We start from the raw sequence: 15,734 nt of genomic DNA, 5'->3' as shown, positions 1-15,734 counted from the left end.
CACTCATGAAAATAAGTCAACTTTTAGGAATAGCGTTACTTCTGGTAAGCGCATCGGCCACTATGGCCCAAACGGCATTGGGAACTTCTCCTACCCGATCCATTGAATTTGGCATTAAAGGGGGCGGTACGTTTACGCATGGCTTCACGCATGTTCCGGCTCAATCAATTGGGAGCGTTCAGGTACCCGAACTGGAAAACAAAAACAATGGTATCGGCCTTGGGTATTCAGGAGGATTGTGGGTACGGAAAAACTTTAGCAACTTTTTCATACAGGCCGACGTGACCTACAATCGTTTCGTATTGAAGCAAAAAACGAATGTTACACTCGATGTCAATGCGAATCCACTTATTGCCAACGCTCTGCCTATCAGTGTGCAGCCCGGCATATTGAGCGCCACGCTAAACGCGACCTCAGAATCAATTCTGGAAGCTGTTGACGTACCAATTCTGATCGGCAAACGGTGGATGGACGGGAAGTTACGTGGCTATGCTGGCCCGAACTTTATTTTTGTCCAGAAGGCTGAAAACAAACGAACTACGGGTGGTTTCCTTAATGCGAATTCGTCTGTTAGTTTTCCACAAACTGATATCCCTACTACTACCAGCTCAACGGATCTGCTGAATAAATATACGGCTCAAAATCTTGAGGTGAAGGATTTTACCTACGCGTTGGAGTTAGGAATAGGGTATACGCCAATGCCATTTTTAGATGTTGACGTGCGCTATGCCGTGCCCGTCGGTGGTGTTTATAAAGATTCAAACATTACAGGATTCCTGGGCATTGCCACGGTTTCACTGGGATTCAAAGTATTTTAAATAAAATGCGGCCAGGAGAATGAATTGTAAGGTACAATTCATTCTCCTGGCCGCATTTCGTAGTAGGCTATTGGCCGTCGGTTGGCGGGTCCAGAAAGACTTCGCCAATGGTAGTAAGGTCAAGTAGCGAGGGTAATACTTGCCGACCTTTTGTCGTCAGGCGATATTCAACACGCGGAGGAACTTCATTGTATGCTTTTTTTTCTACTACCCCTAAGCTGGTTAGTGCTTTGAGTTCCTGAATTAAAACCTTCTCACTCACGTCAGGAATCATCCGCCGTAATTCACCATAGCGACGGGCTTCGTTACCTAACTGATAAATGATATACAATCTCCACTTCCCGCTGATAATATCTAACGTTTTTTTGAGTGCTATCTGTTTGGATTCAGATGACTCCAGATCACTTACTTTTTCGTTCATATTGACATTAAAGGCTAACCTCTAGGTGTGTAATTTATTGATTAAAAGAGACTTATAGAGTAAGAACAAATATATATATTTGTTCTTACTCTACATTAAAAACACTAATTTGTGGAACATATAACTACCAGAATTACTGTAGCATTTTACTAATCAACAAAAAAAAAATGTGATTGTTTATAAGCATTTTGCACTTATCAATTAGCGGTCTCGCTTTCACAAAAACGGCCTTTTGCCAACCTTATTTTGACAATACAGCACACAAATTAGTAGTTGCCACATTAATTTTTCGACGTCTTTCCGGATCAATAACTTATTCAATTTACTACTTGAAAACATTACTCATTGTGGCTGGTCCTACGGCTGTTGGAAAAACCGCCTTGTGCGTTAGGCTTGCCAAGTCACTTAAAACGGATGTGGTTTCATCCGATTCAAGGCAACTATACCGTGAACTTACTATTGGAACAGCTAAACCTACGCCTGTTGAAATGAACGGTGTGCGGCATCATTTTATTGATTCCCACACCATTATAGACTCCGTAAACGCCGGACGATACGAGCGGGAGTGCCTTGCCTTACTGGATATATTATTTCAGAGAAATGACGTAGTGATTCTGTCGGGAGGAACGGGTCTATATATAAACGCGGTTTGCTTCGGTTTGGACGCTATTCCTCCAGTTAGTTCTTCTCTTCGGGAAAATCTATTTGTCCGATTGCAACAGGAAGGTTTGGAATCGCTTCAAAATGAGTTACGCCAGCTTGACCCAGTTTATGCCCAAACCGCCGATTTGAAAAATCCGATTCGGGTAACAAGAGCGTTGGAAGTGTGCCTGACATCGGGTCAGGCTTATTCGTCGTTTCGACGACAGCAACCTGCCGAACGACCATTTCGATCGGTGATGGTTGCGATCGAGCGACCGCGTGAGGAATTATATACTCGCATAGACACCCGTATGGATGCTATGCTGGCAGCCGGCTTAGTTAACGAAGTACAATCACTACTTGCCTACCGCCATTTGCCAGCCTTACAGACGGTTGGCTATCAGGAAGTATTTCCATATCTGGATGGCACCTATGATTACGAAGAAATGGTACGCTTGCTGAAACGTAACTCCCGGCGTTATGCCAAACGCCAACTTACCTGGTTCCGAAATCAGGGAAATTATCAGTGGTTCGGACCAGACGAAGATGAAAAGATTTTAACTATGATATAGGATGCATGCTGTGTCTCTCACCAGTCAATTACATCCTATATCATACATCTTTCTACTGCGCCCGGTAGGCTAACATACCGCCAATAACATTGCGGACATTATTGAATCCATTCTGCTCCAGAATCTGCTGAGCCATGCCGCTACGTTTACCCGACCGGCAGTGAACGATAACTTCTTCATCCTGTAAGCCATCCAGCTCATCTAAGCGATAGGATAAATCGCCCAGCGGAATGAGTGTAGCACCAATGTTGTCGTCTTCGTATTCGTTCGGTTCACGAACATCGAACAAATTCAGCTTTTCGCCTTTATCGAGCCGCTCTTTTAGCTCCTGTACGGTAATATCCATAAGTAGTAATCGATAGTTGTTAGTTGATCAGGTTCAGTTAATGGCAATACAGCGTTTACTCATTAACGACCACCCAAAATAACTAGCTAGTGCTGTATAATCAATTTTTGTACGGTTGTACGTTGGTCTGCCCAAAGCCGAATTAAATAAAATCCGTCGGGTAAATAACTCAAATCTGCCGTTTGTTGCCCACGGGCTGGCTCGAGCGAAAGAAGCATTCGTCCGCTGCTATTCATTACCTCTAACCGGGTTAACCGCGATTCATCCCAGCGAATCAGCCCTGAGGTTGGATTCGGATACGCTTGCAGGGGAGCTAGTGGGGTGGGTTCTGGGATAGCGGTCACGATTGAGTCGACCTTAGCCCCCATCACCGGACGTAGCAGGAAAGCACCCTGTACATTGAGTGAAGATGACGTCTGGTTTTGCTCCCAGTTGGTTCCACCATTGTAGAAAATCTGCGCACCAAACCGGCTATTTTTATCAAATCCCAAGCGCAAATACGTTGTATCACTACTACTAACCTGCTGATAACCAACAAAGAAAGTGTCCCTCACCGAAACGTTTTTTGTAAACGGGAAGTCGACAAACCCATTCCGATAAGCCGGATATTTTATTGAGAAAGATTGTCGGTAAAGAACAGCACCCGGTTTGCCACCCCTGTTGCTATATACATTAATGACGAATGACTGACCCGTTTGATTTGTGGTAAAGGGGATGATACAAGCTCGTATACCCGACATTGCATCAGGCTTGTTAAGAATGAATCGCACGGCAATTTGTTCCTGTTGTCTGAGCTGTTGTGCATACTCCCAGGTGCCATCGTCGTAAGCGTAATAATCGGCTAGCGCAGCTACGGCTGAAATGGTATCGTTCCGACGAAGGTTAATGCCAGGAATCGATGGATTCTGATCATCCGTCGTCAGAAGATCGAATTTATACCGAAGCATGGCTTTTGTTGCCGAACCGAATCCCGTAACGGGCGCAGGCTTCGCTGATTTCCCCTGCGAACTAAGAGACGGAATAAGTAGTGAGCTTGTCTGCGGATCATTTTGAACAATACGCCCCGACACCTCATCACGTACAGTGAAGTGAAACGTAGTGAAGTTGAAGTTATTGAACAGATTATTACTATCCGTATTAACTGAATCGGCAGTCTCAGCGGCCGGGTTCACTACGTATTGCGACAAAGGCATGGCCGTATAGCGCTTCAAAAAAGGCGTTAGTGCCTGCCGCATCGCCACATCTTTCACAAACCTATCGTTTACTGAACGGCCCTTATTTAGGTAGATATAATCGAGGTTCCAGGTATCGAATGGCCCAGATTCTTTCCCAAATGTTCGAAACCGAAAGGCAAAGCCTGCATGAAAATAGGTCGCATCACGGATAGGTACAAAGACCTGAAAAAAATTATTATTGACAATACCGCCGTCTTTCGCCCATACGGTTTTCCAGACGCCCGTCCGGTCCAGAAATTGAAGAGTAAGTGAATCGGCTGCCTGACGGCTCAGTGAATCACCCGGATCAGGCGCTTCACCAAGTCCTTTAGCCTGCCAGTAAAAACTGATATACACCGAATCTCTGGCTGACAAGCCTGCCATAGTAATGGGCAATGATGTCAACGTATCGGTATACCCCTGCGCCAGCGGATTATTCTGCACATAGGGCAAGCCGTTCGCCATCAAGCCATCAAATGAAGCTACATTAACCGTTGGCTGGTTAATAGCCATGGTATTATTGATGTAAACACCACTACCAGGTTGCCAGCGGGAAACGTCGGGCCGGTCGAGGCCGGGTTGGCCGCTGGCTGTCGAGAAATCTTCGAAAAAGGGTAGGTTTAGTGGCGTTTGCGCCCTGGTTGCTGATGCCAGCAACGTACACCAAACCAGCAAAAAGCCGCACAGAAGCCGTTCAGCAAAAGATAATATATGAGGTTGTTTAAGCAAAGCGATTCCCATTTGGTCTTGTGCCGAAAGCAATTTATTGATCCGGCTCAATTGGCCCCACAACCCACAAATCCATTGTTTCGCCAACGCGAATACGTTCACCGGAGCGCGGTTCGGGACGCTGCCGAACCACTGTACCGACTACCTTTTCGGGGTCTTCAACAGAAATTATGGTACCAACCTTCAGATTGGCCCCCCGAATAGCCAGCTTAGCCTCATCGAGTGGTAAATCTACAACGTTTGGAATCTCAAACATTGTACTTCCCAGACCATCACCAATTTCAAGATCAATGTTGGCACCTTTGGGCACGGGGTTCCCAGGTTTGATTTCCTTCCCATTATATAGCTGTCGGAGTACGGCATTTTTAGCCACGTCGGGCACATAAATAGGCGGGTTCATGGCCAGTCCTAATGACCTTAAATTTAGTTCAGCACTACGTAGTGTTAGATTGACTAACTGAGGCATCTGTACCATGGGCGGCACGCGCTTGGTAATTGTTACGTAGATTTTACGTCCCTCTTTTACTTTCGAATTAGCTCTTGGGTACTGCTGAATAACCGTCAGTGGAGGTCTTCCCACAACGAACGTGCAATCTTCAACTTCATAGCGCAGATCGCGGTCGTTCAACAGGTTCTGCATTTCTTCAATACTCTGGTTCGTTACGTCGGGCACAGTGATCGTTTGGCCGTGGTTGGTTGTAAACGGCAGGTAAACGAAGAAGAACGCCAGAAATAACGCAGTTAGCAAGGCCAGAATAGTGCCAACATGGATCAGCAGGTCAAAAAAGGAGCGGGTGCTGATTTTAGTCATTCGTTTGTAAAATAGTCCTTCATAATCATCAGCTACTCACTCATCAGCCTGGCGAGTTATCGCTTATCCTAACGAATAACGGCCTGATGACTAGGAATGATAACAAAATTTTGTCGGTAAAATTAATGGTTTGTGTACGGCTACCGATACCCTACCAGCATTTTTTTAATATACTTTCCCAGAATATCGAACTCCAGATTGACCTCATCCCCCGCTTTCAGCTCACGAAAATTAGTGTGCTCATAGGTATAAGGAATGATCGTAACCCGAAAGGTGTCGTGCTGCGAATTAAAAACGGTTAAACTCACGCCATTGATACATATGGACCCTTTTTCGACCGTTACGTTCTGAGTTGAGGGCTCAGCTTCGAGGTTTTCATACTGAAAATCGTATAGCCAGCTACCGTTCATATCCTGCACATTAGTGCATATACCCGTCTGATCGACGTGCCCTTGTACGATGTGTCCATCAAAGCGGCCATTAGCGGGCATACAGCGTTCGAGGTTCACCCGGTCACCAATTTTCAACTTTCCCAGATTCGTTTTTTTGAGCGTTTCGTCTACCGCCGTTACCGTATAGCTGCCATCAGCAATACTGGTAACCGTCAGACATACACCATTATGACTAACACTCTGATCGATTTTCAGCTCGGGAGCCAGCACCGACTCGATCCGAAACGTAAGATTTGTGCCTTCTTCTTCAACAGCCGATACAAGACCGGTGGTTTCAATAATACCCGTAAACATAAACGTCGTAAGTCGATAGTTTTTAGCCGATAGTCATTAGTCGATAGTTGTCTTACGCTTGAGGTATAAGCCCTATTATTAGCTAACCTTCATCCACTAGTGACTGACGGCTTTTGACTACTATGAACAGCGAACTACCAAATGGGGTTCGGCGGAGCGTTTTTTGTTCGATCCGGACGATTCTGTATAGTGTTTCATTGAGCCAGGCGCTGGGCAAATAAACGTCTGACCGGGCTTCTTCGGGTGCTCGCCAGCCGAGTGCCAGTTGCAATCGTTGCCATTGTCGCATGCCTAGAATTAAGGGTGACAACAGAAAACTCCAGTACGTTGCCTGCTTGATACGTAGTCCGGCAGTGGGCATTAATCGCTTAAAATCGGCGAGCACAAACCGTCGAATAATGCCAACAGCCAGGTCATGCTGCCCCTTAAAGGCCTGGAAGGCGTTGTTGTTGCTTATTAAAATGCCGTCGGGTTTCAGTCGATGCGCCAAAGCAGTTAATAGATTTGACAAGTTAGGATCAGGAAAGTAGCAGAATACGTCATTGCAAATGATGGCGTCGTATCGAACGTCTGGCTGAAAACGGGCAAGGTCATTCAGATTTATGAACGTAACGGGAAGACCGCGCTCATGACAAAAGGCAACAGCATCAGCTGAGCCATCGATGCCTTTGAGGTTTGAATACCCTCGTTGACGCAAGTAATCCAGCATGCCACCTGTTCCGCAACCGGCATCTAAAATATGGATGTCCCGACGTACTCCAGCCTGTTGCTCCAACGCGTCAACTACGCGCTCGTGCAGATGGCGATACCACCACAACTGCCCTTCCAGTCGAAACATTTTTTCGTATTCTTCCGAGCGACCGATCATAGTTTATAAGCAGGTGGAGCGGGGCGGGGGGTAGGCGGTGTTGCCATCTCTCGTTTTTTTTCTACATACGGTGGCAAACCGCTATAGGCCATGAATAATTTGCCCAGGTACTCGCCTAAGATGCCCAAAAAGAGGAGTTGTATGCCTAAACCAGCGCTGACAGCCCAGGCAACAACGCCCCAGCCCGGAATGATAATCGTCTTACTCAGCCAGCCAGTTAACAGTAGTAGACCGCTCAGGAGGCTCAGGCCGAATAATAGAGCACCAAGCCCTGTGAATACCCGAATTGGCCAAAGCGAATACCCAACAAATACGTTGATAAATAAACCAATAAGCTTGCTAACGGTATAACTTGAACGACCTTCAGCCCGCGAGTTATGCGGTACCATAACGCTACCCACGTTGCGTGTTACCCGAAAAATAAGGCCATCAATGTAGGGATAAGGCCCACGATAACGGATAATCTCGTTCACTACGTCGCGCTGGATAAGCTTAAAGCTCGACAGGTAAAGATCATGAGGTTTGCCAATCGAATAGGTCGTTAGTTTGTTAACGAGCCAGCTGCCCAGATTTCGAAACCAGTGGTGTTGCTTCTGTTTGTAATGACTATATACGACATCATAATTTCCTGTTTCGGCCGTTGTAACGAGCGTTAGGATAGCCTCAGGCGGGTTTTGAAAGTCGTCGTCAATAATGACTACGTACTGCCCACTGGCGTGATTAAGTCCACAGAGTACCGCGTTGAATTCGCCAAAATTTCGACGTAGCGATATAAACTGCACATTTGCATATTGGTTCTCCAGTTGTTGACAGATCGCTTCCGAACGATCAGCACTACCATCATTCACCAGTACAACTTCGAATACCTGCTCAGCCAGACACGCCTGCAACCGCTCGACCAACGGAGCAATAGTCCGTTCGCTGTTGTAGACAGGGATAACGACGGTTAGCTGCATAGGGTGTAAGGCAAAAGCACTACGTAGTGTTTCCCGCTTAGATGTCACTAAATTGGTTAATCATCTCGATAATATATATAGCCTGATCATCCGTCAACGCCGAATTGAGCGGCAGACTAAGTATGTCGCGGTGCAATTGCTCCGAAATTGGGAATGACAGTTGCGCATAGGCGGCATAAGCTTGCTGATGATGGGGCGGAATTGGGTAATGAACGTCTGTACCAATGCCTTTTTGGTGCAGATACGTCCGCAAAGCATCCCGTCGTGGATGCCGAATCACGAACAAATGCCAAACGTCCTGTTCAAATTGATCAGCGGGTGGTAACACTATGTCTGGATGAAGGATGCCAGTCAGGTATTTCCGGGCTAGCTCTCTACGCCGACGATTTTCGGCATCAAGCGACGGCAGTTTAGTTGACAATATGGCTGCCTGCAATTCATCTAAACGACTATTGTGTCCAAGATACTCATTCACGTATTTCTGCAACGAGCCATAGTTTCGCAAGGCCCGCAACCGGGTTGCTAGCTCAGCATCGTTTGTGGTGATAGCGCCAGCATCACCCAAGGCGCCTAGATTTTTGCTCGGATAAAAACTCCAGCCAGCCGCGTCGCTAAGACTTCCGGCCCGTTTGCCTTTATAAGTTGCCCCATGCGCCTGCGCAGCATCCTCCAGTACGTTTAAATTGTATCGCTGCGCTAATTCATTGATAGGCGCCATGTCGCAACAGCGGCCATAGAGATGAACAGGCAGAATGGCTCTCGTTCGGGACGTAATAACAGACTCGATTCGTGCCGGATCAAGCAAATAGGTCTGTGGGTCGGGCTCCACGAAAACGGGGGTTAGTCCGGCGTGGGTAATACTAAGCACGGATGCGATGTAAGCATTTGAGGCCACGATTACTTCACAGGCTTCGGGAAAACCCCACGCTTTCAACACCAGCGTCAGTGCATCAAGCCCGTTTGCAACGCCAATGCAATACTTACTTTGGCAGTAGTCAGCAAATTGGCGCTCGAAAGCATCGACCTCATGCCCCAGAATATACCAGCCTGAGGCTAAAACGCGATCGATAGCTACTTGGATAGCTGTCTGATGCGGTTCATTTACCTGTTTCAGATCCAGAAACGGAATCATTCCGAATCAGCCATCACCGAATCACTGGCCAGTCGATGGTTAGGATAGGGTTCATAGATATAATCGTCTTTATCGTATAACTCGTTTGACACAACAAGCAGGATAGCATCGTCCGAAAACTCATCCATCGTATGCCAATCTTCAGGCGTCAATACAAGACACTCTCGGGGGTTCGTTAAACGAAATATGGTTTCTTCCTTGCCATTATTAGTATATACCCGACAACTGCCGCTCACGCAAATAAGGGCGTTCCAGGCCCGATGGTGCCGATGGCCGGCCCGCGCTGTATGACCGGCATCATAGATATAAAAAACCCGCTGGATCACTCCAGGAATAATATGTTCAAAAACGGTTAGATTACCGTTTCCAGACGTAAAAGTTTTCAGTTCGTAAAGTTGGGCCATATGCAGGCAGAAATGTTTATCGCAGCAAGAGGTAATTAAGTCGATAAAGATATTAAAAAACGATTTAAATCGAAACGACTAAATCAAAGATGCAACTAACTTACCAACATCATGCCGAGGAGAAGAAGCATGATTTTTACCGAAAAATACCCGTCGAATCCGAATAATTCTAATTTTTCGCTTAAGAACATTTTAATATTTTGTTATGAAATTAAGATCTTAACAGTTAGTTGACTATTTTACTTTTTTATTTGCTTTTTTGATGAACCAATGAAATTCTGATTGGTTATGACGCATAATAATGTTGAAGAATAAGTTTTTCCTGCCAGCCCTCTTTCTGCTTGTCATAGTAGTAGTATACTATACGTTTTTCGACGGTGATTCTTCTAGCTTAGACGAATCCGTCAAACCGGAAGTATACCGCCAACAGGTAGACGCTGAACGTAAAGAGAAAGATCATTTTCTCAAAACCAGTACTGAGTCGCCGATTCCAGACAAAACTACCTTCAAGGGTTTAGCCTATTTTGCCCCTGACCCGACTTATCGTGTAGCGGCCCGACTCGAACCTTTTGCTGACAAAACTCAGAAACTTGTGGTCACCATGACCGACGGCAGCGAAGAAGTGTACGATAAATTCGCCCATGCAGTTTTTAGCCTGAATGGCGAAGCTTGCCGACTCCTGGTCGTAAAACTCGATAAGACGTACTCCATTCTGTTTCGCGATGCGACATCGGGTAAGGAAACCTACGGTGGGGGCCGCTATATCGAACTTAACCCTGATAAATTAACGGATAATCGCGTTATACTGGACTTCAATACAGCTTATAATCCTTATTGCTCGTATAATCCTAGTTATGCCTGTCCGCTTCCACCCAAAGAAAATACACTTTCTGTTGCGATAAAAGCTGGGGAGAAATACGTAGCACACGACTGAGTATATTGATGCGTAAGATTATTCAGGCTAAATAACGTTATTCATCAAGTAGTCAATCAACCTATTGGCTAACTTTGCGGTATTTATCTGCTTTGCCGCTGTATGGAAGTTTCCTATAAATGGTTACAAGAGTTTATTGAATTGCCCGAATCACCCGAAGAAGTTGGCAAAATCCTGACCGCAACGGGGTTAGAAGTTGAAGGAATCGAGAAGATTAACGCTATACCGGGTGGTCTGGAAGGGGTCGTCATTGGAGAAGTGTTGACCTGCACAAAACACCTGGATGCTGACAAATTAAGCCTGACAACGGTAGATGTTGGCGCTGGTCAACCACTCCCCATTGTGTGTGGTGCACCCAATGTGGCCGCTGGACAGAAAGTTATAGTGGCACTTGTGGGCGCTACGTTACATCCTGCTTCTAGTGAACCGTTTCAGATCAAGAAGGCCAAAATTCGGGGAGCAGCCTCAGAAGGTATGATCTGTGCTGAAGACGAAATTGGTCTTGGCACGTCTCATGACGGCATTATGGTACTCACAACGGATTTGCCGAATGGCACACCGGCCGCCCGTTATTTCAATCTTGAAGCCGATTATCAGATTGCCATCGGTCTTACGCCAAACCGCATCGATGCCGCGTCCCACTATGGTACGGCCCGTGATTTAAAAGCGGTTCTGAACCGGCCGCTACGTCTCCCTTCGGTGGACGCTTTCAGCGTGAGCAATACCAACTTAACGCTCGATGTACGGGTAGAGGAAGTAAAAGCCTGCCCACGGTATACGGGTGTGACCATTACGGGTCTAACCGTTAGCGAATCGCCGGATTGGCTCAAGCAAAGGTTGCTGGCCATTGGTCTGAACCCGATTAACAACATTGTGGACATAACGAATTACGTTTGCTACGATCTCGGCCAGCCGCTTCACGCGTTCGATGCGGCTAAGATTGCCGGAAATCAAGTCATTGTTAAAACCCTGCCCGAAGGTACGCCGTTCGTAACCCTTGACGGCATCGAACGTCAGCTTTCAGCTACCGACCTGATGATTTGCGATGCCGAAAAACCCATGTGTATCGCAGGCGTATTTGGCGGAAAGTATTCGGGGGTATCGACAGAAACGACCAGTATTTTCCTCGAATCAGCTTATTTCTCCGCTACGTCCGTTCGTAAGACGGCCCAGCATCATGGGCTGAAAACCGACGCGTCGTTCCGGTTCGAACGAGGTACCGATCCGAACATGCCGGTCTTTGCACTCAAACGCGCTGCACTGCTAATTCTGCAAATAGCCGGGGGTGCCATCAGTTCAGCCATCACGGATATCTATCCTTCTCCTATTGAGCCGTTTCGGGTGCCGGTACGTTACCGCAACATCGACCGGCTGATAGGGATCAAGATTGATCACATCGAAATCCATCGTATACTGGAAGCGCTGGATATCCGGGCAGAAGAAACGACCGCTGATAGCTTTGTAGCTATTGTTCCGCCCTATCGTGTGGACGTAACGCGCGAGGCCGATGTGATTGAAGAAATTCTACGGATTTATGGTCTGGACAACGTACCACTGTCGACCAATTTGACGGCTGAATCGTTATCGGAGTTTCCCAAAACTGATCCCGATCAATGGCAGAGCCGCGTTGGGCAATTGATGGCGGCTAATGGTTTCTACGAGATCCTGACGTTGTCGCTTACGCGTCCGTCTTATAATGATGCGGTCCGATCTTCGTTGCCGGGTGCTGATGTAACGCTGCTTAATCCACTCAGCGAGGAGTTATCAGTCATGCGGCAGACCTTACTGTTTTCATCGCTCGAAACGTTGGTGTACAACCTGAACCGACGGCAGAAAGACCTGAAAACCTTTGAGTTCGGCAAAGTCTATTCTAAAGTACAACTTGAAGAGGGCCAGTCGAAATACGTTGAACGAATGCGGTTAAGTCTGGCCATTGTTGGTAATCAGGAGCCTGAAAGCTGGCTTCAGAAAAGTCAGCCGGTAGCCTTTCACGATCTGGCCACGGCGGTTCAACGAATTCTGAACTTATTCCGGATCAAATCGTTCGACACCCAACCTGCTGACGCAACGTATTTTCAGTACGGGCTGACCTACGTAGTGAATAAAAAACCGTTGGTCAGTCTGGGCCTGGTTCAGCCCAAACTGACTAAATTAGTGGATCTAAAGCTGCCTGTGTTCTATGCTGATTTCGATTGGCAGGCGCTGCTCAAACTAGCGAGTAGCAAGGCACGTTATGAAGAAGTTCCCCGGTTTCCAGAAGTCCGGCGCGATCTGTCGCTTGTGCTCGACAAAGTCATTACCTTCGAACAAATTAGTCGACTGGCTCGCCAGACAGAACGGAAATTATTACGGGCCATAAATGTTTTTGATGTTTACGAGGGCGAAAATCTCGGCGCGGGGAAAAAAGCATATTCTGTCAGTTTCCTGTTGCAGGACATTACGCAAACGTTGACCGATGTAACCATTGACAAAACTATGCAGCGGCTCATGAATGCATTTGAGCAGGAGTTAGGGGCTGTCATCCGTAAATAATTGGTGAAAGCGTGAAAGAGCGAAAGCGTGAAAGGCCGTGCAGTAAAAATAGATAAGCAATTTTTTACTGTACCAGCGGCTTTGATTCATTCTTTCACTCGTTTACTCTTTCGCTCTTTCACTCATTAAAACTGTGGTTAGCGAACATCAAATTATTGCCTTGGTTGAGCGATTTGAGCACAAGCTCAACTTGCTCAGAAATGCATACACGGATGCCCAGAACCGGATTGAAGAGCTCGAAGTAGAGAACCTCGCGCTTGGTGAAAAACTGAGAGAAAAGGACACTGAGTTTAAAGAGTTACGGAAAAAACATGTTAATTCCGAAAAAAACACACCAAAGTCGAAAGATGTTGGTATAATTGTAAAAGACAATCTGTTTAAGACAGATACGAATGCTGAATTAAAACAACAACTCGACGAGTATATCCGGGAATTGGAACGGTGTATAGCTCATTTGAGTAGTTTGTCATAAACCCAAATAGGTTCCGTGGTTTAGGCGCCACTTGAGCCGACTGCAGCGATGAAAGAACTGCCAATTCGCGTAAAAATAGCCGACCGGACCTACAAACTACGTGTAGAGCCGGAAGCGGAAGCCATTGTGCGCGAAGCCGCCAAGCTTATTCAGGAAGAACTGAAACAATATCGGGATCAGGGCTTCACGGATACACAGGAAGCCCTGGCTATGGTAGCCTTCGACTGCTTAGTCACTAAGCTCAGAGGAGAACGACAAATGCAGAGATTACAACAAATGGTGTTTGACAAAATAACTCAATTAGACCAGGTCGTCACGCCGGTCATTACAACATAGACAACCGGCGGGCTGTCCACCCTATATAGTACCCCGAGTTAGCGTTCAGAGCACTCGTATCGCAGCAGATTGATAGTTTATTTGTTCAATCCTAACGATATAGTCCGATGGACATTCCAATTTGGTTAACGATTCTTGCTACCCTCGCGGGGGGTGGCATTGGCATATTAATTGGTCGCCAGATGATGGCGGGCGTTCGCGCAAAGCACGAGAAAGAAGCAGAAGAAAGAGCCGCACTTATTTTGAAAAATGCGGAATTACAGGCCGAAACCATCAAGAAAGATCGGATGCTCGAAGCCAAAGAAAAGTACCTTAAATTAAAAACTGAGTTTGAAGAAACAACGAATCAAAAACGAAATATCCTTCTTCAGAACGAAACCAAGCTAAAACAACGCGAACAACAACTCAATCAGCAGGCTGATCAGCAAAAAAATCGCGAAGGTGAACTTAATCAACTACGTAATGAGCTTGGTCAACAAAAGAATAGCCTCAATCAGCAAATTGATGCGTTAAACAAACGTCGGGAAGATGTTGACAGGCGACAGCAGGAAGCCGACCGGATGATGGCTGATCAGTTGATGCAGCTCGAAAAAATCGCGGGCCTTTCGGCTGACCAGGCGCGGGAGCAACTTATCGAAACGCTGAAGGCTGAAGCTGAAAGTCGTGCGTCATCCTATATCAAAAATATAGTAGAAGAAGCGAAACTAACAGCAACGAAAGAGGCTAAAAAAGTCGTTATCGAGACTATTCAGCGAACCGCTACCGAGCACGCCATTGAAAACTGCGTATCAGTTTTCAACATCGAATCCGATGACGTAAAAGGGAAAGTTATTGGTCGTGAAGGCCGAAATATCCGTGCGCTGGAAGCTGCCACGGGCGTCGAAATTATTGTGGACGATACACCTGAAGCCATCATCATTTCAGGTTTTGATCCTGTCCGACGCGAAATTGCCCGCCTATCGCTGCACCGACTTGTGCAGGATGGCCGTATTCACCCCGCCCGTATTGAGGAGATTGTGGCTAAAACCCGCAAGAACATTGAGGACGAAATCGTCGAAATTGGCGAACGTACTGTCATTGATCTTGGCATCCACGGTCTGCATCCTGAGCTGATCAAGATGGTTGGACGAATGCGTTTTCGATCAAGTTACGGTCAGAATCTTCTCCAACACTCCCGCGAAGTGGCTAAACTTTGCGCTACCATGGCCGCCGAACTGGGCCTGAATGCCAAGCTGGCCAAGCGGGCTGGTTTGCTCCACGACATCGGTAAAGTATGGCCTGAAGAAGCCGAACTACCCCACGCTATTCTAGGCATGGAGCTGGCCAAAAAGTATAAAGAGAATCCGGAAGTCATAAATGCCATCGGTGCTCATCACGATGAAATCGAAATGACGAGCATGATCTCACCTATCGTGCAGGTGTGTGATGCCGTATCGGGCTCGCGGCCAGGTGCGCGTCGAGAGATGATGGAGTCATACATCCGGCGCCTGAAAGAACTCGAAGAACTGGCGGGTAATTTCCCCGGTGTAACGAAGTGCTACGCGATCCAGGCTGGTCGTGAACTACGTATCATGGTCGACGCCGATCATGTTTCTGATGAACGGGCGGGTATGTTATCGTACGAAATTTCGCAGAAGATCGAGAAAGAGATGCAATATCCCGGGCAGATCAAAGTAACGGTCATTCGGGAAATGCGGGCTGTGGCCTACGCGAAGTAATAGCGTAAATGATAATGCACAATGTATAATGTTAGCGGCATTGGCCTCTCACTATACATTGTGCATTATTCATTCTACATTTA

The 15,734-nt window shown here is 46.7% G+C and carries 16 protein-coding genes; 7 read left to right on the top strand and 9 right to left on the bottom strand.

The features are described from left to right. Positions 1 to 5 precede the first annotated feature (5 nt). Positions 6 to 818 carry an outer membrane beta-barrel protein gene (locus ACYVEA_RS17880; protein ID WP_461114793.1) on the top strand — a complete coding sequence of 271 codons (813 nt, stop codon included), beginning with the start codon at positions 6 to 8 and terminating at the stop codon, positions 816 to 818. 67 nt (positions 819 to 885) lie between these two features. Here the strand turns inward: ACYVEA_RS17880 and ACYVEA_RS17875 are convergent, their stop codons facing one another. Next, positions 886 to 1,239 (bottom strand): winged helix-turn-helix transcriptional regulator, encoded by a 354-nt coding sequence (locus ACYVEA_RS17875; protein ID WP_461114792.1) that lies wholly within the window; start codon positions 1,237 to 1,239, stop codon positions 886 to 888. Between the two features lie 329 nt (positions 1,240 to 1,568). On the opposite strand from ACYVEA_RS17875, the gene miaA reads away from it, so the two are divergent. Beyond that, positions 1,569 to 2,453 carry a tRNA (adenosine(37)-N6)-dimethylallyltransferase MiaA gene (gene miaA, locus ACYVEA_RS17870; RefSeq protein ID WP_461114791.1) on the top strand — a complete coding sequence of 295 codons (885 nt, stop codon included), beginning with the start codon at positions 1,569 to 1,571 and terminating at the stop codon, positions 2,451 to 2,453. A gap of 52 nt (positions 2,454 to 2,505) precedes the next feature. Here miaA and ACYVEA_RS17865 read toward each other — a convergent pair whose 3' ends face one another. The 8 genes from ACYVEA_RS17865 to ACYVEA_RS17830 form a co-directional block, all read right to left on the bottom strand. Then, on the bottom strand, positions 2,506 to 2,799 hold the full coding sequence (locus ACYVEA_RS17865) for a rhodanese-like domain-containing protein (protein WP_093826868.1): 294 nt from the start codon (positions 2,797 to 2,799) through the stop codon (positions 2,506 to 2,508). 86 nt (positions 2,800 to 2,885) lie between these two features. Further along, positions 2,886 to 4,754, bottom strand: a complete 1,869-nt coding sequence (locus tag ACYVEA_RS17860) for a T9SS type A sorting domain-containing protein (RefSeq protein WP_461114790.1) — start codon at positions 4,752 to 4,754, stop codon at positions 2,886 to 2,888. A gap of 22 nt (positions 4,755 to 4,776) precedes the next feature. Then, on the bottom strand, positions 4,777 to 5,553 hold the full coding sequence (locus ACYVEA_RS17855) for a PASTA domain-containing protein (protein ID WP_461114789.1): 777 nt from the start codon (positions 5,551 to 5,553) through the stop codon (positions 4,777 to 4,779). A gap of 140 nt (positions 5,554 to 5,693) precedes the next feature. Continuing rightward, the gene (locus tag ACYVEA_RS17850) at positions 5,694 to 6,299 is read right to left on the bottom strand and encodes a riboflavin synthase (RefSeq protein ID WP_461114788.1); all 606 of its coding nucleotides are present in this window, start codon (positions 6,297 to 6,299) and stop codon (positions 5,694 to 5,696) included. An 82-nt stretch (positions 6,300 to 6,381) separates the two neighbouring features. Next, complete coding sequence (locus ACYVEA_RS17845; protein ID WP_461114787.1) at positions 6,382 to 7,167, bottom strand: class I SAM-dependent DNA methyltransferase; 786 nt, start codon at positions 7,165 to 7,167, stop codon at positions 6,382 to 6,384. Next, on the bottom strand, positions 7,164 to 8,123 hold the full coding sequence (locus ACYVEA_RS17840; RefSeq protein ID WP_461115095.1) for a glycosyltransferase family 2 protein: 960 nt from the start codon (positions 8,121 to 8,123) through the stop codon (positions 7,164 to 7,166). The genes ACYVEA_RS17845 and ACYVEA_RS17840 overlap by 4 nt, the downstream gene beginning before the upstream one ends. Before the next feature lie 37 nt (positions 8,124 to 8,160). Further along, complete coding sequence (locus ACYVEA_RS17835; protein WP_461114786.1) at positions 8,161 to 9,255, bottom strand: DegT/DnrJ/EryC1/StrS family aminotransferase; 1,095 nt, start codon at positions 9,253 to 9,255, stop codon at positions 8,161 to 8,163. Then, positions 9,252 to 9,659, bottom strand: coding sequence for a sugar 3,4-ketoisomerase (locus tag ACYVEA_RS17830; protein ID WP_461114785.1), 408 nt, complete (start codon positions 9,657 to 9,659; stop codon positions 9,252 to 9,254). Before ACYVEA_RS17830 ends, ACYVEA_RS17835 begins: the two co-directional genes overlap by 4 nt. 301 nt (positions 9,660 to 9,960) lie before the next feature. Here ACYVEA_RS17830 and ACYVEA_RS17825 point away from each other — a divergent pair, with 301 nt between their 5' ends. From ACYVEA_RS17825 to rny, 5 genes are all read left to right on the top strand, one after another. Continuing rightward, on the top strand, positions 9,961 to 10,593 hold the full coding sequence (locus tag ACYVEA_RS17825) for a DUF1684 domain-containing protein (RefSeq protein WP_461114784.1): 633 nt from the start codon (positions 9,961 to 9,963) through the stop codon (positions 10,591 to 10,593). A 102-nt stretch (positions 10,594 to 10,695) separates the two neighbouring features. Further along, entirely contained in the window at positions 10,696 to 13,125 is a 2,430-nt protein-coding gene (gene pheT, locus ACYVEA_RS17820) for a phenylalanine--tRNA ligase subunit beta (protein WP_461114783.1), read from the top strand. Positions 13,126 to 13,258: 133 nt separating this feature from the next. Further along, positions 13,259 to 13,597, top strand: coding sequence for a hypothetical protein (locus tag ACYVEA_RS17815; RefSeq protein WP_093826891.1), 339 nt, complete (start codon positions 13,259 to 13,261; stop codon positions 13,595 to 13,597). Positions 13,598 to 13,645: 48 nt separating this feature from the next. Continuing rightward, complete coding sequence (locus ACYVEA_RS17810) at positions 13,646 to 13,933, top strand: cell division protein ZapA (RefSeq protein ID WP_093826893.1); 288 nt, start codon at positions 13,646 to 13,648, stop codon at positions 13,931 to 13,933. 107 nt (positions 13,934 to 14,040) lie between these two features. Next, on the top strand, positions 14,041 to 15,651 hold the full coding sequence (gene rny / locus ACYVEA_RS17805; RefSeq protein ID WP_461114782.1) for a ribonuclease Y: 1,611 nt from the start codon (positions 14,041 to 14,043) through the stop codon (positions 15,649 to 15,651). Positions 15,652 to 15,734 lie beyond the last annotated feature (83 nt).

Source organism: Spirosoma jeollabukense (assembly GCF_054777855.1).
Note: the sequence above shows the minus strand (reverse complement) of the source record. Positions and strands in the feature narration are given on the sequence as shown.